Annotated in this window: 23 protein-coding genes and 1 pseudogene; 10 read left to right on the top strand and 14 right to left on the bottom strand. The window is 69.4% G+C overall.

The window, feature by feature from the left end; all coding sequences use genetic code 11:
• Positions 1–20: 20 nt before the first annotated feature.
• A complete protein-coding gene (locus OHB41_RS46175; RefSeq protein ID WP_266707757.1) occupies positions 21–3,770 on the bottom strand; it encodes a S8 family serine peptidase in 3,750 nt (1,249 codons plus the stop codon).
• 246 nt (positions 3,771–4,016) lie between these two features.
• On the opposite strand from OHB41_RS46175, the gene OHB41_RS46180 reads away from it, so the two are divergent.
• Positions 4,017–4,985: a winged helix-turn-helix transcriptional regulator gene (locus OHB41_RS46180; protein WP_266707759.1), complete on the top strand. Its 969-nt coding sequence runs from the start codon at positions 4,017–4,019 to the stop codon at positions 4,983–4,985.
• A 46-nt stretch (positions 4,986–5,031) separates the two neighbouring features.
• On the opposite strand, the gene OHB41_RS46185 is transcribed toward OHB41_RS46180, so the two are convergent.
• Both OHB41_RS46185 and OHB41_RS46190 read right to left on the bottom strand, forming a co-directional pair.
• A complete protein-coding gene (locus tag OHB41_RS46185; RefSeq protein ID WP_266707761.1) occupies positions 5,032–5,367 on the bottom strand; it encodes a hypothetical protein in 336 nt (111 codons plus the stop codon).
• 293 nt (positions 5,368–5,660) lie between these two features.
• Entirely contained in the window at positions 5,661–6,359 is a 699-nt protein-coding gene (locus OHB41_RS46190; protein WP_266707763.1) for a TetR/AcrR family transcriptional regulator, read from the bottom strand.
• A 101-nt stretch (positions 6,360–6,460) separates the two neighbouring features.
• Here OHB41_RS46190 and OHB41_RS46195 point away from each other — a divergent pair, with 101 nt between their 5' ends.
• Positions 6,461–7,018: a hypothetical protein gene (locus tag OHB41_RS46195; RefSeq protein WP_266707765.1), complete on the top strand. Its 558-nt coding sequence runs from the start codon at positions 6,461–6,463 to the stop codon at positions 7,016–7,018.
• A gap of 599 nt (positions 7,019–7,617) precedes the next feature.
• Entirely contained in the window at positions 7,618–7,908 is a 291-nt protein-coding gene (locus tag OHB41_RS46200) for a hypothetical protein (RefSeq protein ID WP_266707767.1), read from the top strand.
• A gap of 168 nt (positions 7,909–8,076) precedes the next feature.
• Here the strand turns inward: OHB41_RS46200 and OHB41_RS46205 are convergent, their stop codons facing one another.
• Positions 8,077–8,217 (bottom strand): hypothetical protein, encoded by a 141-nt coding sequence (locus OHB41_RS46205; protein WP_266707769.1) that lies wholly within the window; start codon positions 8,215–8,217, stop codon positions 8,077–8,079.
• Positions 8,218–8,443: 226 nt separating this feature from the next.
• On the opposite strand from OHB41_RS46205, the gene OHB41_RS46210 reads away from it, so the two are divergent.
• On the top strand, positions 8,444–8,851 hold the full coding sequence (locus OHB41_RS46210; protein ID WP_323138556.1) for an FKBP-type peptidyl-prolyl cis-trans isomerase: 408 nt from the start codon (positions 8,444–8,446) through the stop codon (positions 8,849–8,851).
• Positions 8,852–9,284: 433 nt separating this feature from the next.
• On the opposite strand, the gene OHB41_RS46215 is transcribed toward OHB41_RS46210, so the two are convergent.
• On the bottom strand, positions 9,285–11,204 hold the full coding sequence (locus OHB41_RS46215; RefSeq protein ID WP_266707771.1) for a hypothetical protein: 1,920 nt from the start codon (positions 11,202–11,204) through the stop codon (positions 9,285–9,287).
• A gap of 239 nt (positions 11,205–11,443) precedes the next feature.
• Between OHB41_RS46215 and OHB41_RS46220 the strand changes: the two genes are divergently transcribed.
• Positions 11,444–11,833 carry a DUF5958 family protein gene (locus OHB41_RS46220; protein ID WP_266708373.1) on the top strand — a complete coding sequence of 130 codons (390 nt, stop codon included), beginning with the start codon at positions 11,444–11,446 and terminating at the stop codon, positions 11,831–11,833.
• 443 nt (positions 11,834–12,276) lie between these two features.
• Entirely contained in the window at positions 12,277–13,182 is a 906-nt protein-coding gene (locus OHB41_RS46225; RefSeq protein ID WP_266707773.1) for a S41 family peptidase, read from the top strand.
• A 397-nt stretch (positions 13,183–13,579) separates the two neighbouring features.
• Here the strand turns inward: OHB41_RS46225 and OHB41_RS46230 are convergent, their stop codons facing one another.
• The 6 genes and pseudogenes from OHB41_RS46230 to OHB41_RS52170 all read right to left on the bottom strand — a co-directional run.
• Entirely contained in the window at positions 13,580–15,646 is a 2,067-nt protein-coding gene (locus tag OHB41_RS46230; RefSeq protein WP_266707775.1) for a SpoIIE family protein phosphatase, read from the bottom strand.
• A 628-nt stretch (positions 15,647–16,274) separates the two neighbouring features.
• A complete protein-coding gene (locus OHB41_RS46235) occupies positions 16,275–17,018 on the bottom strand; it encodes a hypothetical protein (protein WP_266707777.1) in 744 nt (247 codons plus the stop codon).
• 2 nt (positions 17,019–17,020) lie between these two features.
• Positions 17,021–17,158: a hypothetical protein gene (locus tag OHB41_RS46240; protein WP_266707779.1), complete on the bottom strand. Its 138-nt coding sequence runs from the start codon at positions 17,156–17,158 to the stop codon at positions 17,021–17,023.
• Positions 17,159–17,205: 47 nt separating this feature from the next.
• Positions 17,206–17,397: a hypothetical protein gene (locus tag OHB41_RS46245; protein WP_266707781.1), complete on the bottom strand. Its 192-nt coding sequence runs from the start codon at positions 17,395–17,397 to the stop codon at positions 17,206–17,208.
• Between the two features lie 237 nt (positions 17,398–17,634).
• Positions 17,635–17,904: a helix-turn-helix domain-containing protein gene (locus OHB41_RS46250; protein ID WP_266707783.1), complete on the bottom strand. Its 270-nt coding sequence runs from the start codon at positions 17,902–17,904 to the stop codon at positions 17,635–17,637.
• A gap of 412 nt (positions 17,905–18,316) precedes the next feature.
• A pseudogene (locus OHB41_RS52170) lies at positions 18,317–18,461 on the bottom strand (ATP-binding protein); the annotation flags it as partial.
• Here OHB41_RS52170 and OHB41_RS46255 point away from each other — a divergent pair.
• Positions 18,445–18,846 (top strand): hypothetical protein, encoded by a 402-nt coding sequence (locus tag OHB41_RS46255; protein WP_266707785.1) that lies wholly within the window; start codon positions 18,445–18,447, stop codon positions 18,844–18,846. The pseudogene OHB41_RS52170 and the gene OHB41_RS46255 overlap by 17 nt on opposite strands.
• Before the next feature lie 6 nt (positions 18,847–18,852).
• Here OHB41_RS46255 and OHB41_RS46260 read toward each other — a convergent pair whose 3' ends face one another.
• Positions 18,853–19,143: a hypothetical protein gene (locus tag OHB41_RS46260; RefSeq protein ID WP_266707787.1), complete on the bottom strand. Its 291-nt coding sequence runs from the start codon at positions 19,141–19,143 to the stop codon at positions 18,853–18,855.
• A 49-nt stretch (positions 19,144–19,192) separates the two neighbouring features.
• On the opposite strand from OHB41_RS46260, the gene OHB41_RS46265 reads away from it, so the two are divergent.
• Together OHB41_RS46265 and OHB41_RS46270 are read left to right on the top strand one after the other, a co-directional pair.
• Complete coding sequence (locus OHB41_RS46265) at positions 19,193–19,591, top strand: ATP-binding protein (protein WP_266707789.1); 399 nt, start codon at positions 19,193–19,195, stop codon at positions 19,589–19,591.
• A gap of 5 nt (positions 19,592–19,596) precedes the next feature.
• The gene (locus tag OHB41_RS46270) at positions 19,597–19,788 is read left to right on the top strand and encodes a hypothetical protein (protein WP_266707791.1); all 192 of its coding nucleotides are present in this window, start codon (positions 19,597–19,599) and stop codon (positions 19,786–19,788) included.
• Positions 19,789–19,847: 59 nt separating this feature from the next.
• Here the strand turns inward: OHB41_RS46270 and OHB41_RS46275 are convergent, their stop codons facing one another.
• The gene (locus OHB41_RS46275) at positions 19,848–22,334 is read right to left on the bottom strand and encodes an ATP-binding SpoIIE family protein phosphatase (RefSeq protein WP_266707793.1); all 2,487 of its coding nucleotides are present in this window, start codon (positions 22,332–22,334) and stop codon (positions 19,848–19,850) included.
• A 79-nt stretch (positions 22,335–22,413) separates the two neighbouring features.
• A complete protein-coding gene (locus tag OHB41_RS46280) occupies positions 22,414–24,876 on the bottom strand; it encodes a SpoIIE family protein phosphatase (RefSeq protein ID WP_266707795.1) in 2,463 nt (820 codons plus the stop codon).
• A gap of 396 nt (positions 24,877–25,272) precedes the next feature.
• On the opposite strand from OHB41_RS46280, the gene OHB41_RS46285 reads away from it, so the two are divergent.
• Positions 25,273–25,908: a TetR/AcrR family transcriptional regulator gene (locus OHB41_RS46285; RefSeq protein ID WP_266707797.1), complete on the top strand. Its 636-nt coding sequence runs from the start codon at positions 25,273–25,275 to the stop codon at positions 25,906–25,908.
• Positions 25,909–26,025: the final 117 nt, after the last annotated feature.

Genomic DNA, 26,025 nt, shown 5'->3' on the forward strand with positions numbered 1-26,025 from the left:
GCGCGATCCGCAGCTGTGGGTCAGCGCAGGCCGAACGCCCGGATCACCGTCTGGTGCACCGCGTTGCCCGCCGAGTCCTCGGCGCTCGCCCTGAGCGACACGTAGGACGCCTTCTTCGGCGCGTCCAGGCGGTATCGCCCGTCGTGGTCACGCGTGGCCCGGTGCCACGTCGTGCCGCCGTCGTAGGACATCTCCAGGGTGACCGCACCGACCTTGCCGGCGCCGGCCGCCCCCGGCAGCTGAGCGGCGGTGACGGACAGGGTGTCGCGCCGCCCGGCCCGCCCTGCCGAGTCGGTGCCGACCTCGTAGTCGATCTGCACCAGCGGCAGCACCGCGTCGGCGTCGTCCGCCGCCGCCTTCGAGGTGAAGTCCCACTCGGTACGCGTGCTGGACGAATACGGGGTGAACGCCACGTCGCGCTTGCCGGTGACGACCAGCCGGTACGGCAGCTTGCCGGCACCGGGTGCGTCGCCCGAGACGTTGGTGAAGGTTCCCGTGCCCAGCTCGGTGGTGCCCTGGTAGAGGGTCTGCCGCTGCTCCGCTCCGCCGTCGATCTGGTTCATGCCGACGTGGTCACGGCTGCCCCAGGCCGGGGTGTCGATGTACAGGTGGTCACCCTTGCGCGTGGGCATGCTGTAGACGTCGTTCAGGTAGGGGCGTTCGATCGGCTTGAACCAGTCCTCGGACAGGGTGCTGCCCGCCCGGTAGGAGGTCTTGGGCCCGGCTTCGAAGACCATGCCGTCCGCGTACGCGCTCTGGCTCCAGCTGTTGAAGCCCCCGGTGGAGACCCAGTCGGTGCGCTTCCCCCGCACCGGCTCCGGCATCATTCCGCCGATGGCCCAGTCGTTGTAGGCGGGCCAGTCGAACCGGAACTCTCCGCCGGTGCTTCCCGGGGCCGGGCTGTCGAAGGTCTCGTCGACCCGGGCGAGGTTCTTGGAACTGCCCTGCACCACCATGTGGCTGGGGATCTCGTTGTGCCAGGTCTGGTCGAGGTCGTAGACGTACGGGCTCACCGGCGCGGAGTCCACCGTGACCGAAGCGCCGCGGGCCTGGGCCTGCCGGACGAGCTTCTCGCCCTCGTCGGTGCTGAGCAGGCCCACGTCGAGCGGGACGGGCGTCGAACTGAACGGCGCGTTGTAGCTGCGGAAGCCGCGGCCGTCCACGTTGTTCACGACCAGCATGAGCTTGGCGCCGGCGGCGATCGCGGCGGCCGCCTGGTCCCTGTCGGAGACGTCGTCGTTACGGCGTACCACCACGGCCTTGCCGTGCACGTCGAGGTGAGCGTAGTCGGCGCTCGCGCCCTGGCCGGCGAAGATCAGGGGGAGCTTGGCGCTGCCCTTGGTCAGGGGGGTGACACCGTCCTGGCGCAGCACGTCGGTGAAGTCGGTGGTCCGGGTGGAGAGGGCCAGTGCGGGCTGCTCCTTGCGCCAGCGGGCCGCGAGGTAGAAGTCGCCGTGGGTGACCTTGTGGGTGGTCGGCTGGGCCCACAGGCTGTCGTAGTTGGTCTGGGTCTCCATGTAGTCCCGCCAGTTCTGGCCGCCCATCAGGCGGGTGTAGTCCAGTCGCTGGTAGGTCGTCTCGGTCCGCTGCGGGGCCGTCATGTCGATCCGGTCGATCTTGGACGCGTCGAGCGTGACGGTGGTGTCGCGGTCCAGGCGGACGTCGGGGTCCCCCAGCAGCGCCATGCCCCACGAGTGGGGACCGTGGACGCCCTGCACCGTCTTGAAGGACAGCACCGAGTACACGTCGTTGGGCAGGTACATCTGCGCCGTACCGGAGTCGTCGATCACGATGAACTGCGGGACGTCGTCACCTGACCTGAGCAGTTCGACCACTCCGGACATGGGCCGCCCCTGGGCGTCCTTGAACTCCATGGTCAGTTTGTGCTCGACGTCCCCGAGGGAGACGGCGGTGTGCGCCGCGACCTTGCCGTCCGCGGTCTTCGCGACGACCTGGCCGGTGTACCGGCCGTCGGTGGTGACGCCCGAGCCGTCGATCGTCACGGTGACACCGGCGGTACCGTGGGCGGGCACGACCACCTGGGGGGCGGAGAGCCGGAACACGCCGGCGGGGGCGTGTGCCGCCTCGACGGTCAGCGCGAGGGTGACCGGCGCGTCCGTGGTGTTGGTGTAGGTCACCGGGCGCCGCACGCCGTCGGCGGGATTCTGCGGAACCTGCGCGGCGTACGCGGTCGCCGTGGCGAAGACGCCGGCATGCGAGGCCGCGGCTACGTCGAGGCGGCCGCTGCCCGCCTGGAAGGCGTCGTACCGCGGGGTCTGCAGGGAACTGCTGGCCAGCAGATCCTTCAGCTGGCTTCCGGTGAGGTCCGGATGCGCGGCGGCCATCAGCGCGGCGGCGCCGGCCACGTGGGGCGTGGCCATGGAGGTGCCGCTCATGGTCTGGTAGGCGCCCTCGCCGTTGCCGTCGAACTGGGAGTTCGCCGCGCGGATGTCGACCCCGGGGGCGGTGATCTCCGGCTTCAGAGCGCCGTCCACGCGGGGGCCCTGGCTGGAGAACTCGGCCACGGCGTCGTCGGCGTCGACGGCGCCCACGGTCAGCGCTTCGCTCGCCGCGCCTGGTGCGCCGATGGTGCTCGGTGCGCCCGAGTTACCGGCGGCGACGACGAACAGCGCACCGGTCTGGGCGCTGAGCTTGTCGACGGCCTGGCTGAGGGGGTCGGTTCCGTCGGACGGCTGGCCGTCGCCGAGGCTCATGTTGATGACCTTGGCGTGCTGGTCGACCGCGGCCCATTCCATGCCGGCCAGGACCCAGGAGGTCTGTCCGGAGCCGGTGTCGTCCAGCACCTTGCCGATGTCGAGGCGGGCGCCGGGTGCGACACCCTTCTCCTTGCCGTCGGAGGCCGCACCGGTACCGGCGATGATGGACGCGACATGTGTGCCGTGACCGAAGTGGTCGTCCGGGTTCTCGTCCGGTACGAAGCTCTGCCGGCCCGCGACGCGGTCGGTGAGGTCCGGGTGTCCCGCGTCTACGCCGGTGTCGAGGACGGCCACGTCCACGCCTTTCCCGGTGTTGCCGTCCGCCCAGACCTGGGGGGCGCCGATCTGCGTGGTGCTGTCGGCGAGGTCGGCGTGGACGAGGCCGTCCAGCCATATGTGCGCGATCCCGCCGGCGAAAGCCGGTGCGGCGGCCTGCTTGCGGGCTCCGTCGGTCGTCGCCGTCCCGGCCACGGACTTCCAGAAGTCCGCGGCGTGCGAGCGGTCCGCGGTGAGGGCCGCGCCGTTGATGCCGTCGAGGGTACGGACCCGGGTCGCCCCATCGGGCAGAGCGGCGGCCTTGCCGCGCGCGTCGGCGGGGTGCGTGTAGGAGACGATGAGCGGCAGCCGGTCACGGTGGGCGTCGTCGTACCTGTCGGCGATCATGGCCGTGATGTTGAACAGCTGCCGGTCCAGGGTGCCCTTGGCCACGAAGGGCAGCACGGACTCGGGGAACACGTAGAGGTCGTCGCCCGACGTCAGGATGCGGGTCTGCACCGGGCGTCCGCCGGCACCGCGGACGCTGACGGTGCCTCCGGTCCCGCCGTCGGTGCCGGGGCTCTGTCGGGTGGTGACCACGTCACCGGTGATCAGTGTGACGGAGTGGTCGCCGGCGGGCACCCGGTCGGACGCGGATGTGGTGGTCGGGGAGTCGGCGGTGTCGGAACGGGCTGCTGAGGGCGCCGAGGCCGTCGCGTCGTAGGGGCCGCCCAGCGCGAGTACCAGAGCACCGGCGGCAACCGGCACACTCCAGCGTCTGCGGTGGTGTGCTTTCACAAGGTCTCTCCCGGCTGTGCAGTCGGGCAGAGCACGGTCGTCCTCTGCCGTCCAAGTGGCGCCGCCTGACCGGTCGTCGGCATCGAGGATGCTCGGAGCCCTTCCACAGGTGGCGTGAACGTTCAGAGTGAAAGCTTGTGAACGAGGAATGTCTAGATCAAACTCGTGTCGTACATCGCCAGTTGGCGATTCGCGTCACGACCGTCCCGACGGCTCGCCGGGCGGTATTCGCTGGGAGGGCGTCCGGTGCTGAGCACCCTGGGGATCAGCGAGTTCGACGAACGGGTCTATCGCATCTATCTGACCAAGCCGGACCGGACGGCTGCCGAGATCGCCGAGAGCCTGGGCACCACACCCAGCCGGGTCAGGCGCACGGTCTCCCGGTTGGTGGAGCTGGGCATGCTGAGAAGGGAAGGGCACGGCCAGTACCGGCCGGTCAGCCCGCAGACCGCGCTGAGGGCACTGCTCGCCAGGCGCCGAGCCGAGACCGAGGCGGCGTTCACCGCGGTGTGGGGCACCGTCGACGATCTGGCGGACGAATACCGCGCCCGTCGGCTGCAGGAGGATCCGACCGGACTGGTGGAGGTGATCACCGGTGAGGCGGAGATCACCCTGCGCGTCGCCGAACTGATGCAGTCGGTCCGCACCCACTTCTGGGTGCTGGATCGACCCCCCTATCTCGGGCCCTACAGCACCGAGTTGGAGGAGGAGCTGACGATGGACCTGCTGGGCCGCGGCGTCGACATACGGTCGGTCTACACCCCCGAGGCGCTGGCGCAGCCGGAGCGTTTCGAGCTGATCACCCACCTGGCCCGGATCGGCGAGCAGGCCCGCATCCTGCCGGCGCTCCCGTTCAGACTGCGCATCATGGACCGACGCGTCGCGCTGGTCGCACTGGTCCCGGGCCGCTACGACAGGATCGCCGTCGTCCACCGGTCGGGACTGCTCGACGCACTCCTCGAGTTGTTCGACTCCTACTGGCAGCGTGGGCAGTCCCTCGTCGCGGCCGCTCCGGAGACCCCCGACGGGCCGAGCGCGCAGGACCTCCTGCTGCTGAAGATGATGCAGGCGGGTTACAAGGACCATGCGATCGCCCGGCAGTTGGGGACGAGCGCGCGCACCGTGACCCGCCGCATCGCGGCGATCGCGTCCGGGCTCGGCCTCGAGACACGCTTCCAGGTGGGGGCCGAGGCGGCCAAGAGGGGCTGGATCTAGGGCGTGTTGTGAAGGTCCCGCTGTCCGCGCAGTGGCTCGAGATCGCTCACGAGTCGCGGTGCGTGGTCGTCGAGAGGGGCGACTCGCAGTCGAAATCGAAGGTCTCTACGGCGGCATCGGCGGGGAACTCCGGGTGGTCGTCCCAGATTCCGGCCAAGGCGACCAGCAGGTTCCATGAGGCGGCCGCATTGAGCTCCGTCTCCCCCGCGTGCTCAGCCGGAGAGTTCCGGCAGAAGATCACCGCCGCGATCTGTTTGTTCGCGGCCAGTCGCAGGGCTGCGGCCGTGCGGCGGGCTTCGCCTTGAAGCGGAGCCGTTTCGGGGATGCGTGCCGACACGAAACCGACCAGCCGTGCGACCTGATCCTCAGTGATCCGTTCCACTCATACCCCCTGCGGTTTGCAACCCGATTCGCCTGCGGAGGCGCCAGCCATCCACCACAGTGCACACCCCGCCATGTCCCGATGGCTCACCTGGATCCAGGCATACACCAAGGCCGACACCGCCACGGGCGGCAGGGACTCAGTCAGCTTGACCAAAGACAAGGGGCACCCCCGCGAGACCTCTGCTGCCGAGGCCACGGATGCCCGTCCACGATCAGCCAGACGATCATGAGCCCGACGGACCCCACCCTGGCGATCACGAGCTGAACGCGCCGGTCGCGCCCCGGCCGCGGTTACGCGCCGGGCGGCGAGCACTCGATGTCGGGGACAGGCGTGACGTTCGGAGGTGCCTGGTCGGGCGTGGGCGCGGCTGGCTCGTCGAGCCGACGGGCGGTGTGGATCCGCAGCAGTCCCTCGATGCCACGGAGCAGGGTCTCGCCGGCCAGGACGGGGTTGCCGAGGTAGCCGGCACTCATCGCGCCGTCGCGGAGCATGACGAAGTGCCGCCCGGCGTGGTCGGCGGACTCGTCCGTGATCTCGGCGAACAGTCCGGTGACCGTCTGCAGGAACCATTCGCGGTGTTGCACGACGGCCCGGTGGACCGGGTGGTCGGGGGCGGGGAATTCCGCTGCCGCGTTGAGGAAGGCGCATCCGCGGTAACCGGGCGAGCGGATCTGCTCGACCAGGGACGCGCCGATGCCCCTCAGGATTCCGTCGGTCGGCGTGTCCGCTGCCATCAGGGTGTCGATCTGGGCGCGGATCGCCTGGTCGACGCTTCCGATGTAGGCGACGGCCAGGTCTTCCTTGCTGCGGAAGTGGCGGTAGAAGGTGGCGTTGGTGACCTTCGACTCGGCGACCAGGCGGTCCACGCCCACCGTGTGGATGCCCTCGGCGTAGAAGAGCTGTCCGGCAGTCCTCAGGAGCCGCTCCCGAGCCTCGGAGACTCGCCTGCCGGTTCCCGTGCCAGCTTCCGTCCTCGTCATATCGCCCATCGTAGCGGGTAGAACGCTCTCTCTTGTTATCGCGGAAGGGGTGTGCCAAGCTGCGGACAAGAAAGAACGTTCTCTCTACCCTGCACCCACTGGAGAACCCCATGGCATCCGTCGCCTCCGACAAGCACGTCGCCGCCACGCCCTCCCTGCACCGGCTGTACGTCATCCGCTTCGTCTTCGCCGCCGTGTGGGCGGTGCTCCTCCTGGTGTCCGGATCCGACCTCACCACCGGGGCCAAGCTGCTGCTGTTCCTCTATCCCGCCTTCGACGTGGCTGCGGCCGTCGTCGACTCGAGGTCGGCGCGCGCCGCCGGGCCGGTCAAGGGCCTGTACGCCAACATGGCCGTCAGCGCGCTCGCCGCCGTCGGCGTCGCGGTCGCCACTACCTCGAACATCGCCGACGTTCTGCGCGTCTGGGGCGCGTGGGCGGTCGTCTCCGGCCTGATCCAGCTCCTCGTGGGCGTCGCGCGCCGACCGATGGGCGGCCAGTGGGCCATGATCGTCAGCGGCGGCATCTCGGTACTGGCCGGCGCGTCCTTCATCCGAAGCGCCTCACAGAACGACCCCTCGCTGACCGCCCTCGCCGGCTACGCCACGCTCGGAGGGATCTTCTTCCTCGTCTCGGCGATCCGCCTGTCCCGCGCGGCCCGTAAGGGCTGACCTGTGTCGACCAAGGAGCGCGGCGACCAGACGCGGCGCACGAATCCGGACGTGCCCGACAAGGTCCGGCTCGGCGACAGGCCGGTGCGACGGTTGCGTTCGGCGCCATGAGGCCTGGCCCGGCCGGGGAGTTGGGGGCCGCCGACAGACCGGGACAACTCGATCGATGCGACTGGCCGACCGGCGTGGTCCGCCACGTTGCAGCCGCCACCGCAAGGTCAGGCTTCGGCTGGAGCTGAGCCGGCCGCCCCCGCCCCGCCCCGTGCGCCGCGGAATGGGGCGACCAGTCAGTGGGATCTTTTCCCGGCCTTGCCGGGCCCGTCGCATCATCGTCTCGATGTCGAGGAAATCAGTGTCACCGGCCTGCTGCAGGCCAGTCCCTCGGTATCGGACGGACCGCCGCACGAACCGTTCCGCTCTCACTCCAGGGAGCGCCTCCCTTCGATGCACTAACCCCAATTCCGCGGAGTGGCCCGAACAGGCAGTCCCGGCAAGCCCGTTGGAAGAAACCACAGAGCAACCCGCCTGACAGCCTCCGAGTCGAGCATCCCGGACGCGGACATCTCGGCCGCCGCCGCACGAGCGAGGACCCGACGTACGTGCCCCTCGACACCGACAGCTTCTCGGTCAAGCTGCGTACCACGAAGCGGCAGCGCTTCGGGCTCGCAGGCTGCAACGTCACCGTCGAGCCGAACCTGACCCTCCGGGTCGGGACCGAGGACGTCGGCCCGGACGCCACGTACGAGATCAGCGGCGACGGGTCCGACCCGGTCATCGAGACGGCCGAGCTGACGACCCGGACGAGCCTGAACTACAAGCCCGCCATGATCAACACCGCTTCCGCGAGCACAGAGGTGTCCATCGAGATCACCGACGTCCACAAGCAGTGAGGTCACGGTATCGGGAACGGATGATGCGCGCCTGCCCGGGCCCTGCTGCCAACGTCGCCCGCAGCGGGGCCCGTTGCGTCATCCTGGGCGCACGCCAACCTCTGTCCGGGCGACCGGTGAAGGCAAGAAGATGACCCTCGACGAGCTCGCCCAGGTATGGCAACGCGGTCAGCCGTCGTCCTCGGTGAGCGCGATCTCGACCTGTTTGATCTTCCCGCTGTAGGAGAGCTCCGCGCGGACGTGGCGGTCGCCGGGGATGCCGGCCTTCCACGCCTCCTCGACGAGGTCACGGAGTACTCGCCAGAACAAGACGCGGTGCAGACGGCTGTCGGCACATTGCGAGACACGTCGCCCGTCGTCGTCACCACACGCCCCCGTTGCGTCCGGCTGTGCGCAGGATCATCACGTGTGGCCGCCGGATCCGGTGTGCTCCGGGGACCGGCGTTCTCGGTAGCGTGAACCATCTGCTGCATGGAGTGTCCAGGTGTCCTGCTGGTCCGTGCGACGGCTTCCGACGGAGAGTGATGAGGCTGCAATGAGTGAACTGACGAAGCCCGAGGTCGACGTTCCGGAGGGTGACGCTCCTACCGAGCTGACCATCCGGGACCTGGTCGTCGGGGACGGAGCTGAGGTGAAGCCGGGGATGGTGGTCAGGGTCCACTATGTCGGGGTGACCTTCGAGTCCGGGAAGGAGTTCGATGCCTCCTGGGACCGGGGGCAGCCGTTCAAGTTCACCCTCGGCGGTGGCAAGGTCATCAAGGGCTGGGACCGGGGGGTGAGGGGGATGAAGGTCGGCGGTCGGCGCGAGATCATCGTTCCCCCGCGGCTCGGCTACGGCAGTCAGTCACCCTCGCCGTTGATCCCGGGGGGCTCGACCCTGGTCTTCGTGGTGGACCTGCTGGACTCGTATTCCAGCACAACCGGGTGGAGCAAAGCCTGGTGACCCTGGCCGCTCCTCCCCCACGACGTGCTGCGTCGTCCCCCGGGGTTGGCGCCGCCGTGCTCCTCGCTGCCGCTCCTGCTTCCGCCTCCGCAGTGTCCGACGGTACCGCTGCGACTCAGCGACCGCCGAAGGCCACGAAGCGACCCACTGCTCGACGACCTGCCCGGCGCCGCCGCCCGGACGTCTGAACCCAGCGGCCGCGCGCTCAGCAAACGGGAAGGGTCCCCGGCGGAATCCAGCTCGTCGCACTGCCGATCACGGCGCCGTTCCGAGAAGGCTCCGCCCAGCGACAACACAGTGCGCAAGCCGACACGAACCAAGACCCGGACCAGCGAGAGCCTCTGCTGCATTAGTGGGGCCAGCTCGAGCCGCCCGGGGGGTGTGCCGGAGTTCAGGGTCAGAGCGCCACCGCTGCCCTGCGGGGTGGCGGTGTTCAGCTCCGGGCTGCCACGGCTGCCGCGGCCGCGGCCAGGATGCGGTGCAGGACGGGGACCGGGATCGCCGGATTGGTGACCGCCGCCCATGCCGTGTCGCGGTCGTGCAGCAGCCCGGCAAGGACGCGGGCCGGCAGTCGCAGATTGCGCATCGCGGTCCCGCGGACGTGGTCCGCTGGGTCGTTCAGCAGCCGCACCGCGTCGGCCGGTGACAGCCGGGGGTCCTCGGCCGCGCGGCGGCGCACCTCGGCTTCCGGGTCGCGGGCGAGACGTGCGACGTCGGCAGGCGTGGACTCCGGGTCGTCCAGGGCCAGGCGGCGCATCCGCCCACCGGGGTCGCCGGCGTAGCGCAGCAGGCCCGTACGGGGGAAGTTGGGGTGGCTGCGGGGGCGGTCGGGGTAAGTGAAGCTGCCGTCCCACCAGCGCCAGACCTCCAGCAGCATCTCGGCCGGCGCGTCGTCGCACGATTCGGCGAGGAACAGGCGGACCGTCCGGTCCTCGTCCCGCGCCAGACGCTCCACGACGTCCGGTGGAAGATGTCGCGCACGGGCCACGCTTCGGCGGATGAGCGGATGGGACGATACGGCGAGGCGGCGCATCGCGTCGGCGTCACCGTGCAGGCCCTTGACCCAGGGCAGAGTGCGCGACACCGACGTCGGGTCGAAGTCGTAGCGCACCGCGGCACGCTGATCCTCGTCGAGGTCGGGCCGCAATGCCACCGCCGAGCGGATGTCGTCGTCCGGGTCCTCTGCCAGGACCGCGACGCCGTGTGCACTGAGCCGCGGGTTGGCGGCCAGCGCTCGGCGTACCTCCGCGTCCTCGTCCCGGACCAGCTCCGCCTCCAGCTCGGCTGAGAGACGGCACTGTTCGAGCGCGCTACGGGGCGGGGGCAGCGCGGCAAAGACCTCGCGAGGCATGGGGACGCCGGTGTGGTGGGCGAGCAGCGCCGCCGTACGCACCGCGTCGTCGGTGTCGGCCAGCAGTCGCGCCCGCAGCGGCGCGGCGAGGTCTTCCCACCGGGCGCAGGCAGTCGCCCGCGCCCGGGGATCGGCGTCGGCCGCGAGGCTGGGGAGGTGGTGTGCAGGGAGTCCCGGGAGCTCGGCCGCCTGAGCGCGGGACGGGCCGGCGAGGAGGTCGTCGTACAGGTCTCCGGGGAGTTCGACGCCCCAGGCGCAGGCATGCTCGGCCCAGAGCACGCGCCGGCTCGGCGACGGTTCGGCGCGGACCAGGCGTACCCACTGATCGGACGTGAGCTTGGGCCGGAAGGTGTCCGCGGGCCTCGAGCGCACCCTCGGATCGGGATGTGCCACGGCGGCGTCGAGTACGGCGGGCCGGTCGCAGCCGTACAGGAAGCCCGCCTCCACATCCAGCAGCCGGATCAGCAGCTCGTCCGGTGCGGCCGGATTGGACCCGATCCCCTCCGCCCAGTGCAAAGGCCATGCCGGCCGGCCGGGCACCGCCGCCCACACCTCGGCGCGCTCGACCTCCGTCTCGCGCCCGGCGGCCACGGCGGCCTCCTCCAGCCGCTCCGGCAGTCGGTCGAGGGCCGTCACCCGAGACCCGTCCGCGCCGGGCACCTCCGCCAGCAGCACCTGCCCGTCGAGGGAGAGCGCCACGAACCCGGGGTCGCCGGTCAGCCCCGGCACACCGCCGCCGGCGTAGCGGACCTGGGTCCACCAGGAGTCGTTGCCGCCGATCCGATGTCCGAGGACTGCCACCAGGAACTCTCCGTCGGCATCTGCAAGGCGGCTCCACCACGCGGCGTCGAGCGCTTCCCGGGCCGCACCGTCCGGTGCCGCGATCCCCCGCGCGATCCGCCAGCCGGCCTCCGGCGGGAACAGGCTGCCCGGGCGCACGTCCTCGACAACCGTGAGTCCGGCGCGTGCGAGTAGTTCGTGGAGTTTCTGTTGGTGCTGCACCCGGTCATGATCCCCATCGACTCACGGTGGGACAAGGCCCTCAGCCCAGGCCCAACCGGCCCTCACCCGCGTACAGGTTGATTGGCTGCGATGTCGTTCGGCCCCGCTCAGGCGGCTCGAGTTGGCCCCACTTGTGCAGCAGAGGCTTTCGCCGGCTCCGGCAGAGACCGGGCCATGCCGGCACGAGGCCGCTTCGGGCCGCCATGGATCTTCACGAAACGGGGCCGCTTCGAGCCGTCATGACGGGGCCGTTTGACGCCGCTGTAGCCAGCGCTACGGGACATCCGCTACGGGACTGTTCACGAGAGCCCCTCTGGCCAGGCATTCCGAAGGCGGCGGAGGCCGTTTCCGAGCACTGTGGCGCCGCGGTACTGATCACACGCGGCCGAATCGAACAGCAGCTGGGAAAGATCGCTGGCCTTGCCCCTCTCGACGAGCGCCGCAAGGCGTTCCGGCTGCTGATCGCGGTACTCGCGATCGCCGACGCACGGAACATGGCGGTGATGGACGGCGCGCTGCTGATCGTTACCTTCGCCGAACTCCGGCGCGTCTGCCTCCTCCTCGGCCTCATCGACCAGTTGGGCGAGGGCCTCGCCGAGTTCTCTTGCCTTCGCGGGGCTCAGACGTAGGTGGCGAAGTGTCAGGTGGGTCTCCACGGGTGAGCGGTCCAGCTCCTGGGCGACCGCGGCGAGCATCGCGGCGGTGCCTGTCGCTTGGGGTTCGGCGACGACCATCTGGCGGGCCGTGCGCTGGTAGTACTGCTCGGTGCCGCCGCGGACCTGGCGCGTCTCGGCGATGTGGACCAACTCGGCCTCGCGGAGCACCTTGAGGTGGTGGGCCACGTTGCCCTTCTTCGCTCGAGCTGCGCCGCAAGCTGGCTGGTGGTGGCAGGCCGGTGGCCCAGGGCGAAGAGCCACCGCTGACGCAAGGGGTGAGAGAGCGCCGCGAACTGCTCAGGCGCACCGATCTCCAGGACGTCCTCAGGAGGCGGCGGACAGGGAGGCTGATCACACATGCCAAGAGCGTCTAAACCCTTTGATGCTTTCGCAAGGGCAGTGCTCTACTCCCTGCCATGACGACTCCGACGAAGCTTGCGCCTGCCCCTGTCATCGACGAGACGGCCAGGCTGCTGACCGAGCACTACGTTTTCCCCGAGATAGCTGAGCAGTTGGCCGGCCTGCTGCAACGACGCCTCGCCGAGGGCGCCTACGACGTCGACGACGCCGAGGAGTTCGCCCGCCTGGTCACCGCGGACCTGCAGTCCGTCAACGGCGACCGGCACCTGAGACTGAAGCACCACGCCGTCCCGGTCCCCCCGAAGCAGGGGGCGGCCACCCTGGACGCCATGCGCCGGGACTTCGACTCCTCTCTGGGCGGTGCGCCCCGGGTGCAGTTGCTCGACGGAGGGGTCGCCGTGGTGGAGCTCGCACCGATGCTGTTTCCGCTGGAGTGGGCAGCCGAGCCGCTGAGCGCCGCGCTCACCCTGGCCTCCCGCGCCCAGGCACTGATCGTGGACCTGCGGGCCAACCGGGGCGGCGACCCGGACACGGTCGCCTTCGTCTGCAGCTACCTGCTCGACGAGCGCACCCACCTCAACACCATGTACTGGCGCGGCGGCGAGCGCAGCGAGCAGTCCTGGAGCCTCCCGCACGTTCCCGGCGCGCGCTTCGGCGGCAGCAAGCCGTTGTATGTGCTGTCCAGCGACAGCACCTTCTCTGCCGCTGAGGAGCTGGCGTACGACCTCCAGCAGCTCGGCCGCGCCGTGGTCGTCGGCGAGCCCACCCGCGGCGGCGCCCATCCGTGCCAGGGTTGGACCCTGCATCCACACCTGGAAGCCACCGTCCCCGTCGGCCGTGCCATCCACCCCGTCTCCAGCAAGAACTGGGAGGGCGTCGGTGTGCAGCCGGACATCCCTTGCGCCGCTGCCGACTCCCTCGACCACGCTCACGCCCTGGCTCTTGCCCGACTGGCAGACTGAGCCAGTCCAGCTCACCGACAGCACTGCTGGCAGCGCCTCCCCCACCCACCCTGGCGAGCTGGGCGAAGGCCGGCCTTGGTGCGGCCGGCATGCCTGGCTGTGACGATGTACCGCATCCCTGCTCCTGGCCGGCTTCGGCACGAGTCCCTCATGATCGCGGCGGTCATTCAATGGTGCGCCATCCCGTTGGTGCCGCAACGAGAAGTGCGGTTTCGCCACTGAAAGCGTTCATTCGGCCATGATTTGCCTGTGCTTGCGGCTGCCATGCGGTAGAAGCGTGGGCGTGCCAGGGCTGCGAAGCCCGCACGTCCGCCACAGACTGAAGCAGGGGCTCTGCCCGGCCTCGCCACGAGATTCGGTGGGTACCACGACGAATGGACTCGTCGGCAGTCGTGGATCAGTTCGTGACGCGGACCAGCAGTATGGCGATGTCGTCAGTGCGCGGGTTGAGCGAGGCATCGCCGAGGAGGGTTTCGGTGAGACCTTCGACGTCGTCGTTCGGGGCATGGGCCATTCGGTCGGCGAGGGCGCTGATCGCATCGTCGATGTCGATGCCCGGTGCTTCGACGAGCCCGTCGGTGTAGAGCGCCAGGGTGAGACCTGAGGACAACGGAATGTCCACTGCCGGGTAGTCGGCGTCCGCGACGATACCGAGCAGCAGTCCCGGGGGCAGTGCGAGGGCCTCCGTACGGCCGTCAGGATGGCGCAGGAGAGGCGGAAGGTGTCCGGCCGTGGCCAGGAGGGCCCGGCGCCGGACCAGATCGAACTGGATGCAGAGACAGCTGGCGAAGAGGCCGGGATCGAAGTCGCACATCACCTGATTGGTACGGGCGAGGAGGTCGTCCGGACGCATTCCCAAGGCGGCGTGGGTGTGAACGGCGGTGCGCAGCTGGCCCATCACGGCCGCAGCCCCTACGTTGTGGCCCTGGACGTCGCCGATGACCGCTGTGGCACATGCGGTGCCGCAGCGGATGAGGTCGTAGAAGTCGCCTCCGACGTCCATGCCGTGAGCCGCGGGCAGGTAGCGGGCGGCGGCCCGCAGGCCGGGAACGGCGGGTAGTCGTTGCGGCAGCAGACCGGTCTGCAGGGTGCGGGCCAGATCGTCCCTGGCCTCGTGCAGACAGGCCCTGTCCAGGGCCTGGGCGACCAGTCCGGCCACTGAAATCAGGAGATTGCGCTCCGTCGACGGAAACCGGCGGGGCCGGTCGAAGGACAGGACGAGAATTCCGACCGGCCGACCGCGGATGACCAGCGGCAGAAACGCCCACGCGTTCTTGGTGCCGTATCGGACAGCCTCCGGGTACTTCTGCTGGAACTCGGCGAAACTGGCGAAGAACAGGGGGCTGTGGCCGGTCAGGGCCTTCGCGGGCGGATTGTCGGAGGCCAGGGAGCGGCCGTCGAAGAGGGACAGGAAGGCCGTGCTGTAGCCGCGGTGACCGACGACCCGCAGCCGTCCTTCGGCCGCGGTCATCAGCACGAGGCCCGTGGCACCGAAGGCGGGCAGGAACTGGTTGGCGATGGCGTCGGCGACATCGCTCACCCGCACCGTCTCCGTGAGGCTTGCCGCCAGGTGCATCAACTGGTGGAACGGCTTGATCTCGGTCGGCTCCACGAAAGGCAGGACGTGTCGGCGCTGACCGGCCGGTGACGTCTGGGGAAGGGCCGCCATGTGGACGCTGACACCTGAGGGGTCGGGGTAGAGCTCGAAGGACAGGCACACATCGGGTGCGGGTGTGACGGTGAAGTGAGCGGGCCGGTGGCCGATGACCGTGGCACGGAACCGTTCCTCGAAGTCGGGACCACCGAGCCACCGCACAAGCTCCCACGGTCGCGCACCCAGCAGGTCGGCGGCGCCCACTCCGAGCAGGTCGCTCGCCGCCTTGCTGACAAAGGTGATCCGACCTTCCAGATCCAGGGACATCGCCCCCGGCAGGCGCATGGCGTAGTCATGAGCGGCCAGTGCTTCGGCCTGATCCGGGGTGCGGGACCGCTCCGCCGTCAATGCCATGGGGCGCTTGCCGGGCAGCAACGGATGTCCGCTTCGCGTCGAGCGCTCCAACAACAGGCCTGCTCGGCGGCAGAACGTATCGATCGCCGCCTCTTCCGCCGGGCTCAGCCGCACGGGATGCGTGGGTGGCCACAGCAGGCAGACCGCACCCTGTACGGCCTCACCGGAGAAGATCGGGGCGGCCGCCACGGCGTGCTCGGGAACCATGAGAGCGAGCCGGGGATAGTGCAGGGCCAGCTCCTCGGAGTCGCCGACCCAGACCATGCGCCTCTCGCGCGTCGCCTCGGCAGCCGGGATCGCCTCTTCCACGTGGATCCGTGCCCAGGCGGAGAGAACGGTCCAGGACGTGCCGTACAGCATCGACAACTGCAGGACGGGCTCCTTGGGGGAAAGGAGGAACAGCATGGCGCTCGAGGCGTCGGTGTCCGTCACCAGATGCCGGAAGTGAGCGGCCATCTCCTTCCAGTCCCGTGCGGAGCCCGACGCAGGAGACTCCACGACCGTCACCGACCTTCCTGGAAACCGGCCACACGCTCGGTTACCGCGCACCCGGCGGGCTCCAGCCTGGTGCCGGAGTCGACCGAGGGCCTCCCGTGCGCAAGATATACACCGACAATAGCTAGCTAAATCGATGAAAGCCTTGCAAAAAGGCTTTGTCTCCGGCTACCCCTCCCCCAGGCGGGTCCCGGGACCCGCCGTCTCCGGATGGTTCTGTCGCCGACGCTGATGCCGTCGATCAGCCGGAGCCAGTCCCGCGCGTCGGTACCGAGGTGGTCGATGTTGTAGCCCCACCCCGTGGCGGACAGCCACAGCACCTTGATCGTCTCGGTGCCGAAAGACGACGGCGGGTGGGTCCCGTCCCGTTGCCGGGACTGACCCACCCGCGGTGGATGCCGGCCGTTCACGCCCTGTGTCCGGGTGCCCGCCGGACTCCCATGCTTGGGCAACGGCGTAGATGACTGCCAGGTGACGACGGCGCTCAGGAGACACCGTTTGAGGACGTGAAGGACGTCAGAGGACTCAGTCTTCCGGACGGCCTCCTGCAGGGGCGGGCGGCGTTCCCACCCGCCCCGCTGCCCTGGCGTCAATCGGTCCGGTCGTTGAGTCCTTCGCGCACGACCCAGTACGGGTAGCCGAACCTCTCGCCGAGGGCGACGAACCTGGCGTGCGTCTCCCCGTCGGCCGGCACCGGCACGAAGTAGGTCTTCACCGCGCGCAGGAAGAGCCGGTAGCCGAGGTCGGCGCACGCCTCGGTGACCACCCGCTCCAGCGCGGGGATCAGGCCGGTCGCCGGAACCCCGTACGGGGGCTGCTCCGAGGTGAGGCGCAACGGCTCCGCGACCGTGTGCATCACCTCGATCACGGCCCGCCGCAGCTCCTGGTCGACCACCGGTTGTTGCGGCGGAGGGACGAACGCCGGATCGTCCTGGTGCACGCGGGCCAGCCATGCCTCCTCGATCCGCCGCAGCCAGGTACAGGCCGTCATCCCGTGCTCGTCCGGGTCGAGGATGCCGTGCGTGGCGGCGAGCCACACCGTGCGGATCGTCTCGTCCGGCAGCGGTGAGCGCAGGAGCCGCTGGATGTCCTGGCCCAGTTGGGCGGCCTTGGTGCGGTCGAACTGGTCGAGCGACGTTTCCACCAGCATGAGCCACACCGTGACGGGGCCGGGGTCGTCGGCAAGGGACGGGAAGTGCTCCCTGTAGAACTCCTCCAGGTCGCGCCATCGCGAGGCGAGCCAGGTCAACCCGATGTCCGTCACGTAGATGTCTTCGATGAACTCGACTTCGACGAAATCGTCCTCGACGTCGCTCTCAGGCTCGTGTGTCACGGTCACCCTTTCAGATAGGAGGTAAAGACGACCCACTTGCCATGAGGGTGCGCATGGTTTCCCTTGCCGACGTACTTCAGCTGGACGACGACCCTTCGCGACGTGACCGCCAGTTTGTCGACCTCGTCGGCCACCGTCACGCGGATGCTTCGCGAACACGATGAGCAGACGGCCGGAGTCTGATGTTTCAGAGAGATACGCGCAGGCCGGCCATGCGGCGCACGGTGAACTCGCCGACCACGGCCTTGCGAGCGGGACCGTGCTCGGGCGGGTCCCAGTGGATGAGCGAGCGGCGCGGGAAGAAGGCGCGCCGCTCGCGGCTGAAATGGGGGAAGTTCGGATTCCGGCGGTCGGAGCTGAACCGCGGGTCCGTGAGCATGGCCCGGATGTGCTCGAACCGGCTCAGGGACCAGGCGACCTGGCCACTGGGCAGGGTGACCTGGGAGATCCCGGAATCGGTGTCCCGTATGCGGGTGTGCTGCTCCGGGGGCGCGTGCGGGCATCGGCGGGGGTCCGCTGGGCGGGAACGGTCATCGAGGAACCTCCATCGCTCGAGCCGGGACTGCTCACCAGGCCGCGACCACAATCGCCCGGAAGCCAGACCTGACCAGCGCACCTACTCCAGGTCCATGGCCGAGTCGGCCGATGCCTCACGGCCCATCGCCTCGGACGGCACGGTCTTGATGCTGCCCGGAGCCCAGCCGAGGACTTCCTCGAAGCTTCGGGCAACGGTCGGGGTGGGCAGCTCTCCACGGTCGCGTTCGAAGGTCCTGATGGTCGCCTCACTCAGCCAGGTGCGGCGCGCGAGTTCACGCTCTGAGATGCCTTCAGCTTCACGGAACTCGATGAGGGCTCTCGCCAGCCGCGCCGATTCCTCTCCACTCATGACCGCAGTATTTCGCAGAGCCCGGGCTGGGACAGCCCTCTGACTCGATCCCATGCCCCAGGGGCACCGGCCGCGGCAACGCGCTCACCAGGCCGAACCCAAGTCGATGCGGAGTGCCGGTGGTGGGGCAACCGGGGCGCGTTCTGCCAGATCCGATGATGGGCTGCGACTGCTGCGATCCCCTGGTGGCGCGAGACCGTCTGGAGGACGCGCTGCAGTGGCTTTCCCGTGGTGCTCGGGCTGACCTCGGCAGGCTTGTTGCCAGGTTCGACGCTGAGTTCGGCCGCAGGTCCGTCTCCCCAGCTCACCTCGTGCTTGCAACTCCGTTCAGTGCTTGCGGATATTGACGCGGATATTGACGCAGGCGATTCATGGAGAACTGAGGGTCTGGTGGTTCCTCGCTGCTCAGCGCTCAGCCGGCGGCCTGTTGTTCGGCGCGGGCGCGCGTGGTGGCGAGGCGATAGGAGTCCGTGCCGGTCTCGATGATGTTGCCGCCGAAAGTGTGAGACGGTCGACGATGGCCGCGCAGAGGACGGGTCGGTGAAGGCCGACCACCCCGACGGCCGCTCGGTTCACCAGCCCAGGCTCCAGCCGTGCTCGGAGGCGGAGGTCGCGTTCGTGGGCATCGGCCCGGGAGTCGGGCGCTGGTTGAAGGAGGCCGGCCCCGCCGGGGCGTCCCGCATCCGCGCCAAGATGGCCCATGCCGGCGAGCTCACCGCGGTTCTGGGCAGCCACCGGGTCGACCAGTCCCTCGGACTCGCGGCTGCGGCCGGGCGTTTCGCCGAGGACGACCTGGTCTCCATCCTGGAGCACATTGCGGCCGGCAAGCCCGTCGGCCAGGTCGTCCGTGCCGACGAGGCCCACTCCGTGCAGAACGGCACCGTCGCCTGGCAAGCCCTGGGCCGGCAGCATACGGCGGCTGGGGAGCCGAGGGCAGACTGACCTGAGTCAGTCGCCGATGAACCACAGATACAGGTGCAGCCCTCGTTCCACGACCTGGCACAGCTCGCGGGCCTGACCGACCCAGTCACTGCCCAAGTCGGCAGGAAGCCGGTCGAGTTCCGCCAGCAGCAGCGACACCTGCCGCTGGTTGAAGACCGCATCCCCATACGGCGTCAGGGCCCAGAGCATCGGGAACTCCGCCGGGTCCAGATCCGCGAAGCCGGCCGTCCACTCCACACCGGCTTTGGCCCGAGCCACCACGTTCCCGCTGCCACCACGCACCGCCATATTGATCATCCGCCGAGCCTATCGGCGCCCACTGCGACCCACGAAGGAATTACCGACCGTGACGTTTCCCCAGGCTCCGGCCCTGCCCGAGGAGCTCGACAAGCTGATGCGCCGGATGCGGCTGCCCTACATGCGCAACGCCGCACCCGGCGTCCTGGCGACCGCTCGGGCCCAGCGGTGGGACCCAGCCGAGGTCCTGCGGCTGCTGATCTCCGAGGAGGTCACCGGCCGCGACGCAGCAACCATGCACCTCCGGCGCCGGTCGGCGAACTTCCCTACCGGCAAGACCTTCGCGTCCCTGCGGGCCGAGGACTCCACCATCCTCATCGCGACGTGGTCTATCCACAACATCAGGACCTGGTCGACGAGTTCCGTCTCAGGGCCAAAGCGCAAGGCAGGGTGCCCACAGCTGCCCAGGAACTCGCCGAGCGGCACGCGGCCCTGCCCGAGGAGCTGACGCGGGTGAAGCAACAGCTGGCGCCAGAAAAGCAGTTGACCACGTTCCTGCCGCGCACCACCGTGGAACTGTCGATCGAGGTGGAGAACCCCCGCCCTGAACAGGGAGGAGGCCGCCGATGCCACGGTGGTGCACACGCCTCGGCCGCGCGGCCGATTTTTGCCCGCAGATCCGGGGAGCCGAGCCACGCTCGGTGACCCGGCGGTCACGGCTTTCAGTGTTACTGGCAACCGGCACCGGCCCCGGGCGGCTGCTGTCACGGCACACCGGGTCGAGAGACGTCAGAGCTGTGGGTGATCTGCCGCGACCCACCTCGGTCCTGAATGGCTTGCTCGGACCAGATTGTCTTGCCGTTCCGGACATGGCGGCAGCCCCATCGTCCGCCGAGTTGAGCGACGAGGAACAGGCCGCGTCCTCCCTCGTCGGTGGTGCAGGCACGCCGTAGACGAGGTTGGGTGCTGCTGGAGTCGGTGACCTCGCACACCAGGACGTCGTGGCGAATCAGACGGAGGTCCATCGGCGAACGACCGTAGCGGATGGCGTTGGTCACCAGTTCGCTGACGATGAGTTCGGTGGCGAAGAGGAGGTCGTCCAGGCCCCACAGCGTGAGTTGGCGGGTTGTCCATTCTCGGGCCTTGGAGACGGCGGCCGGATCGGCCGGGATCTCCCAGTTGGCGGTGTCGGCCGCTGGGACGGCGCGGGTGCGGGCCAGCAGCAGGGCCGCGTCGTCGCGCGGCGCTTGGTCTGCCAGACCGGCGAGGAGCGCCCGGCCGGTTTCGTCGAGGGCGCGATCCGGACGGCAGGACGCGGCGAGGGCATCCGTCAGGCGCCGCAGGCCTTGGTCGATGTCGCGGTCGAGCTGTTCGATCAGGCCGTCGGTGTACAGGGCGAGGACGCTGCCCGGCTCGAGGTCGATCACGGTGGTCTCGTACGCCATGGCGCAGACGCCGAGTGGTGGCCCCGGGGAGATCTCGACGACTTCGGCGGTCCCGTCGGGCCGGACCAGGATGGGTGGCGGGTGCCCGGCACTGGCGATGGCGCAGCGCCTGGTGACCGGGTCGTAGACCGCGTACAGGCATGTGCCGCCGACGATGTCGTGGTCGCCGAGTGGGGCTTCGGCCGCCAGTCGCTGGACCAGGTCCGTGATCCGTGTGAGCAACTCGTCCGGCTCGAGTTCCAGGTCCGCGAGCGTCTGGATGGCGGCGCGCAGGCGCCCCATGGTGGTGCTTGCGGGCATGCCGTGGCCGACCACGTCCCCGGCGACGAGGGCCAGCCGGAGAGAGGGCAGAGCAATGGCGTCGTACCAGTCGCCGCTGCTGCCTGCTCCGTTCCCTGCGGGCAGGTAGAGGCCGGCGGTCTCGGCTGCCGGAGTGTCGGTCGTGGCCGGGGGAAGGAGGCTCTGCTGCAAAGCCACGGCCGCCCTGTGCTCGCGCGTGTAGCGGCGGGCGTTGTCGATGGCGAGCGCACCCCGTGAGGCGATCTGCTTCATGAGATCCGCCTCGTCCTCGGTGAAGGGATCGGATCGGCCGCAGCGCCAGACCGATACGGCACCGAGCGTCAGACCACGGGCGTGCAACGGGGCCACCAGCACCGAATGGACGTCCTTCGGGACGAGATACTCGACGAGGTGCGGGTCTCTGACCATGGCGATGAAGTCGTCAAGGCCGAAGACGACCGGCTCACCGTTGCGGAAGCTGTGCAGCAAGGGGTGGTCGGGAAGGGGCGGGATGGACCCGCCACGCTTGATGCCGGCCGGCCACACCGCGGTGCCCGGCGCGAGGGCCGCGTTGCCCATGTCTCCACCGCCCAACTGCTTCGAGGGTTCGTCCCCGTCGAAAACGGAGTGAGCAAGGTCGACTGAGGCGAGCTCTCCAAACGCGGGTGCGAGAACGTCCGCAAGGTCCTGCGCAGTGCGCACGACATCCAGGGATCCTCCTACTCGCTCCGCCACCTCGCGGGCGAGATCCAGATGACGGCGGGCGCGCATCTGGTCGACGTTGTCGAAGTACAGGGCTGCGACCCCCGTGGGGCGCCCTCGCGCGTCCTCGAGTCGGAAAGCGGACAGCGAGAGCGCGTGCTGCCGCGTCGGATCGTGCCTCCAGCTGACCTGCTGGTTTCTGCGGACCACCGGGGCACCCGTCTCGAGTACCTGGCGCAGTACTGCCTCGAGGTTCTCGGCGTCCTCGGCGCCCAGCACGTCGCTCAGCCGAGTGCCGGGCTGTACCGGGGGGCCGTCGAGAGTGCCCGGCGTGGCGTTCGTCTGCACGGTGGTGAGATCGGTGTCGTGCACAGCGATCGTGACCCGGTTCTGCGCGGACAGTGCGCGCAGGAGCGCTGCACCCTGCTCGTGGCCGGCGACATGGTGGGTAGGGGCCGCCAGGACGAGGACCTCCGCCGAGCCGCCCACCTTGGTGGTCCGGAAGGTGACATCGATGGCGTCGCCGCTCCGGTGCCACAGCCGTACCCGGCCGGACGCCGGCATCTCCGTGGCGCGGCGCAGGTCGTCCGGGAGGTCGGCCACCAGTTCCCGCACGGGACGGCCGCAGACATCCTCGGCGCGGAACCCCGTCAGGTCCTCTGCTGTCCCGGTCCACCGCACCACCGCGCCTCGATCGTCGAGCACGGCGGCTGCCGGACCGTCGAAGGCGTACAACCTGCCGCCGGGACCGCCGGAACAGGAGACGCCCGTCGACCCTCGGGAGGCGCCTGCCGAGCAGGCCTTGTTGACACTCTCTTTGTCCATCTCTGGCTTCCTTTGCGAGAGCCTGCGGCTCTGGAGACCGCATGCTGTGGCGGCCGTCGCCGGCCCGGTCGGCTGCGCGTCACAACGCGACGGCTTTGGAGGGCAGGTCTTGTTCGGCCCAGACGACCTTGCCGTCCCTGGCAGTACGGCAGCCCCACCTGCGGGACAACTGAGCGACGAGGAAAAGACCACGGCCCTGCTCGTCGATGATGTGAGGCTGGCGGGGGCGTGGGTGGCTGGCGTTGCTGTCGGAGACTTCGCACGTCAAGACCTGGTGCTGGATGAGCCGCAGGCGGATCGGGCCGCCGCCGTAGCGGATGGCGTTGGTGACCAGTTCACTGACGATCAGCTCCACGGTGGTCACCAGACGCTCAAGCCCCCATCCGCTGAGCTGACGGGTGGCTGCCTGCCGGGCGATGTGGACGGCCGCCGGCTCGTTCGGCAGTTCCCAGGAAGCTACCTGGGCCGGTTCGAGTCCGCGCGTCCGCGCGAGGAGCAAGGTGACGTCGTCGGCCGGGGACTGAGTCGGCAAGGACTCGATCACCCGAGAGCACAGGTCTTCCAGGGACGAACTGGTCTCCGCCAAGACGGCGCCCAAGCGATCCAGGCCCACGTCGATGTCGTCGTCGCGGGACTCGACCAGACCGTCGGTGTAAAGCGCGAGCAGAGTTCCCTCGGGCAGTTCCAGTTCCACGGACTCGAAAGGGACCAGGCCGAGGCCGAGGCCGAGCGGGGCCCCGGCGGGCATGTCGGGGAAAGTGATACGGCCCTGCGGGTCGATGATCGCGGGCGGGGGATGCCCGGCCCGCGCCATCGTGCACCGCCGGGTGACCGGGTCGTACACGGCATACAGACAGGTGGCGCCCACCGCCGCGGGGTTCTGGTCCGGAGCGTCGGCATCTTCCTCGCTCAGCCGCCGGACCGTGTCATCGAGATGCGTCAGCAGTTCGTGGGGAGGCAGTTCCATGTCCGCGAGCGTGCGGACGGCGGTGCGCAGTCGCCCCATCGTCGCCGCGGCGTTGATGCCGTGGCCGACCACATCTCCGACGACGAGGGCCACCCGGGCGCCAGACAGCTTGATCACGTCGAACCAGTCACCCCCCACGCCGTGGTCCATGTCGGCCGGCACATAGCGCGAGGCCACATCGAGGGCGGCGCCGCCGCCCACATGGTGCGGGAGCAGGTCGCGTTGGAGCGTCAGGGCCGCGGTGCGTTGACGGGCGTACTGGAGAGCGTTGTCCAGGCTGAGCGCGGCCCGGGTGACAAGCTCCTCACCAAGGAGGAGGTCGTCCTCCTGGAACGGCGTCGATTCATGGGAGCGGCCGAACACCGCCAGTCCCAGTACACAGCGCCGCGCACGGATGGGTACGACCATCAAAGAGTGGACGCCGCTGTCGCGGACCCTCTGCGCCAGCGTCAGGTCGTGAATGACCCAGGGGCCTGGATGGGTGTCCAGCACCGATTCCAGGTAAGACCTGCCCGTGCGCAGGGCGGCGGCAAACAGTGACGTCGGGAAGGGGCGGATCACCTCTTCCCGCACCCACGGCAACTTGACGACACCACGGTCGATGGAGGCCACACCGGCACGGCGCAGCACAGGCGGGCGGTCGTTCGCCTTGCCGGTCCCCGCCGAGGGATCCACGCCGAACGGAACCGCCTCCATCAGGTCGACGAGTGCGTGGTCGGCCAGCAGGGGTACGGCAAGGTCTGCCAGTTCTTGCCCGGTGCGCATGACCTCGAGGGTGCTGCCGATGCGGGTGCCGGCTTCGCTGAGGATGGCAAGGCGCTCGCGCGCCCGCTGGTTGCCGGTGACGTCCACGCTCATGGCGCACACTGCCAGTGCCGTGCCGTCCGCGTCCTGGAGGCAGAAGAACGAGGCCGAGTACGCGTGCTCCCGGCGCCGGACCGTCGACGACCACGCCCGGTACTCGTGGACCATGGTGGTGCCACTCTGCAGCACCTGCCGCATCACCACCTCGAGCGCTTGGGCCTCGACGGCGGGCAGTGAGTCCCGCAGACGGCGTCCGAACCGTCGCTCAGGAGAGGTGCCGTCGTGGCGCTCCATGACGTCGTTGACCCAGGTACAGCGCAGCTGCGGGTCATAGACAGCGATGCCGACCGGTGCGTGGGCCAGCAGCGACTCCCGCACAGCTCCGTTGGGTGCCCCCGAGGACAGGGTTCCTATATCGGTCACGGACACCAACCACCGGGTGCCGGCGTCCTGCCCCCACAACAGTGAGATCCGCAGTGTCATTTTGATGGCGTGGCCGTCGCAGTGGCGGACCGTCACGGTGCCGGACCAGCCGTCCTGGGCACGACACTGCTGGGCGAACGCCGCGGCACTCGGGGCGTCCTCGGCGGGCGGCAGCAAGTGTGCCGCGGACCGGCCCACCACTTCCCCGGCCGGGTACCCGACAAGCTGCTCAGCGGCGTGCGTCCACCCCACCACCGTCCCCTCCACATCGAGCATCGCTATGGCCGCGTCGGGTATCTCTCGGGGGCTCACCGGCTTGGCGAGCGGCGTTTGGTCAGTCTTCGTCATCTGGTTCTTCCCGTTGGTGCGGAGGTGTGAGACAGCGCCGGCATGTGCGGCGTCGGGCTGATCCGTAGCCGTGGTGGAACGGTGTGGGCCGGGGCTGAGGAGCCCCCGGCGGGACCGGTCGTGCCAGGCGTGCGACGGGACGCGCTGCTGCGCCGATGGTTGAGTGGCCCAGCGCGACATCTGCCCATCTCGGACCAGTTTGTCCATTTCTGATGAAATTGTCAGATACGAGCGCTTCATCGTCAAGCCCCTCGAAACTGATCAAAGCGTCAGAAATGAGTGTGCGGTGTCACATCGCTGGGCCGTGGAGTCGGGATCGACGAGCAGGGGGGTGGACGTCCGAGGCGGGCGATGACATGATGAATCCATCAGAACTGCTGCTCTTATTCATGGAGCATGCCGATGCCAGCCCTACGCAGAAACCGATTCGAACGCCGTCGTGCCGAGACCCGCCAGGCACTCGTCCGCGCCGCGCGGCAGATCCTGGCCGAGTGCGGTGGCGTCGGCGCCAGCGTCCATGCCATCGCGGAGCGCGCGGACGTGGGCCTCGGCTCCTTCTACAACCACTTCACGGGCAAGCCGGACCTGTTCGACGTGGCCGTGGCCGATGCGCTGGAGGAGTACGCCCAAGCCGTCGACCAACGCCTGCACGGCGTCGATGATCCCGCCGAGCGCCTCGCCGGGGGCGTGCGGCTCAGCGTGCGCATGGCCGAGTCGTACCCGGAGATCATGCAGATGCTGTGCCACAGCCAGCTCGGTCGGATATGCGCAGGCGACGGACTGGCTCCGCGGGCACAACGCGATGTGGAGGAGGGCATGGCCGCAGGCCGGTTCACCGTGGTCGACCCGGTGATCGCCCTGACCGTGCTGAACGGCAGCCTGCTGGCGCTCCTGGAGCTGTGGTGCAAGCGGCCTGAGGCTGACAGTGACCGGGCCGCAGGCACGATGGCCGAGATGATCCTGCATATGCTCGGCCTCTCCCCGGATGAGGCCCGTGACGTCGCCCGGCGGCCCCTTCCCGCCGCAGCGTGAAGAGGACCCTGCTGCTGCGCACCGGCCGACTGGCGCCGGCGGCGCACCGGTTCCCGCGGCCTGGGTAATGGACCGGGTTGGCTGGCCTCTCTCGCCTGTTGTCGCCGCCCCTCGGCC

This window comes from Streptomyces sp. NBC_01571, assembly GCF_026339875.1.
Taxonomy (GTDB): Bacteria; Actinomycetota; Actinomycetes; order Streptomycetales; family Streptomycetaceae; genus Streptomyces.

Bases quoted from the DNA above. Each gene is read 5' to 3' on its own strand.
- OHB41_RS46230 (WP_266707775.1), bottom strand. From the start codon at position 15,646: ATGGCCGCTCACTTCCGGCATCTGGTGACGGACACCGACGCCTCGAGC.
- OHB41_RS46260 (WP_266707787.1), bottom strand. From the start codon at position 19,143: ATGATCAATATGGCGGTGCGTGGTGGCAGCGGGAACGTGGTGGCTCGG.
- OHB41_RS46245 (WP_266707781.1), bottom strand. From the start codon at position 17,397: ATGCTCACGGACCCGCGGTTCAGCTCCGACCGCCGGAATCCGAACTTC.
- OHB41_RS46280 (WP_266707795.1), bottom strand. From the start codon at position 24,876: ATGACGAAGACTGACCAAACGCCGCTCGCCAAGCCGGTGAGCCCCCGA.
- OHB41_RS46250 (WP_266707783.1), bottom strand. From the start codon at position 17,904: ATGAGTGGAGAGGAATCGGCGCGGCTGGCGAGAGCCCTCATCGAGTTC.
- OHB41_RS46190 (WP_266707763.1), bottom strand. From the start codon at position 6,359: ATGGGCGATATGACGAGGACGGAAGCTGGCACGGGAACCGGCAGGCGA.
- OHB41_RS46225 (WP_266707773.1), top strand. From the start codon at position 12,277: ATGACGACTCCGACGAAGCTTGCGCCTGCCCCTGTCATCGACGAGACG.
- OHB41_RS46275 (WP_266707793.1), bottom strand. From the start codon at position 22,334: ATGGACAAAGAGAGTGTCAACAAGGCCTGCTCGGCAGGCGCCTCCCGA.
- OHB41_RS46220 (WP_266708373.1), top strand. From the start codon at position 11,444: ATGACGGGGCCGTTTGACGCCGCTGTAGCCAGCGCTACGGGACATCCG.
- OHB41_RS46195 (WP_266707765.1), top strand. From the start codon at position 6,461: ATGGCATCCGTCGCCTCCGACAAGCACGTCGCCGCCACGCCCTCCCTG.
- OHB41_RS46210 (WP_323138556.1), top strand. From the start codon at position 8,444: ATGAGTGAACTGACGAAGCCCGAGGTCGACGTTCCGGAGGGTGACGCT.
- OHB41_RS46285 (WP_266707797.1), top strand. From the start codon at position 25,273: ATGCCGATGCCAGCCCTACGCAGAAACCGATTCGAACGCCGTCGTGCC.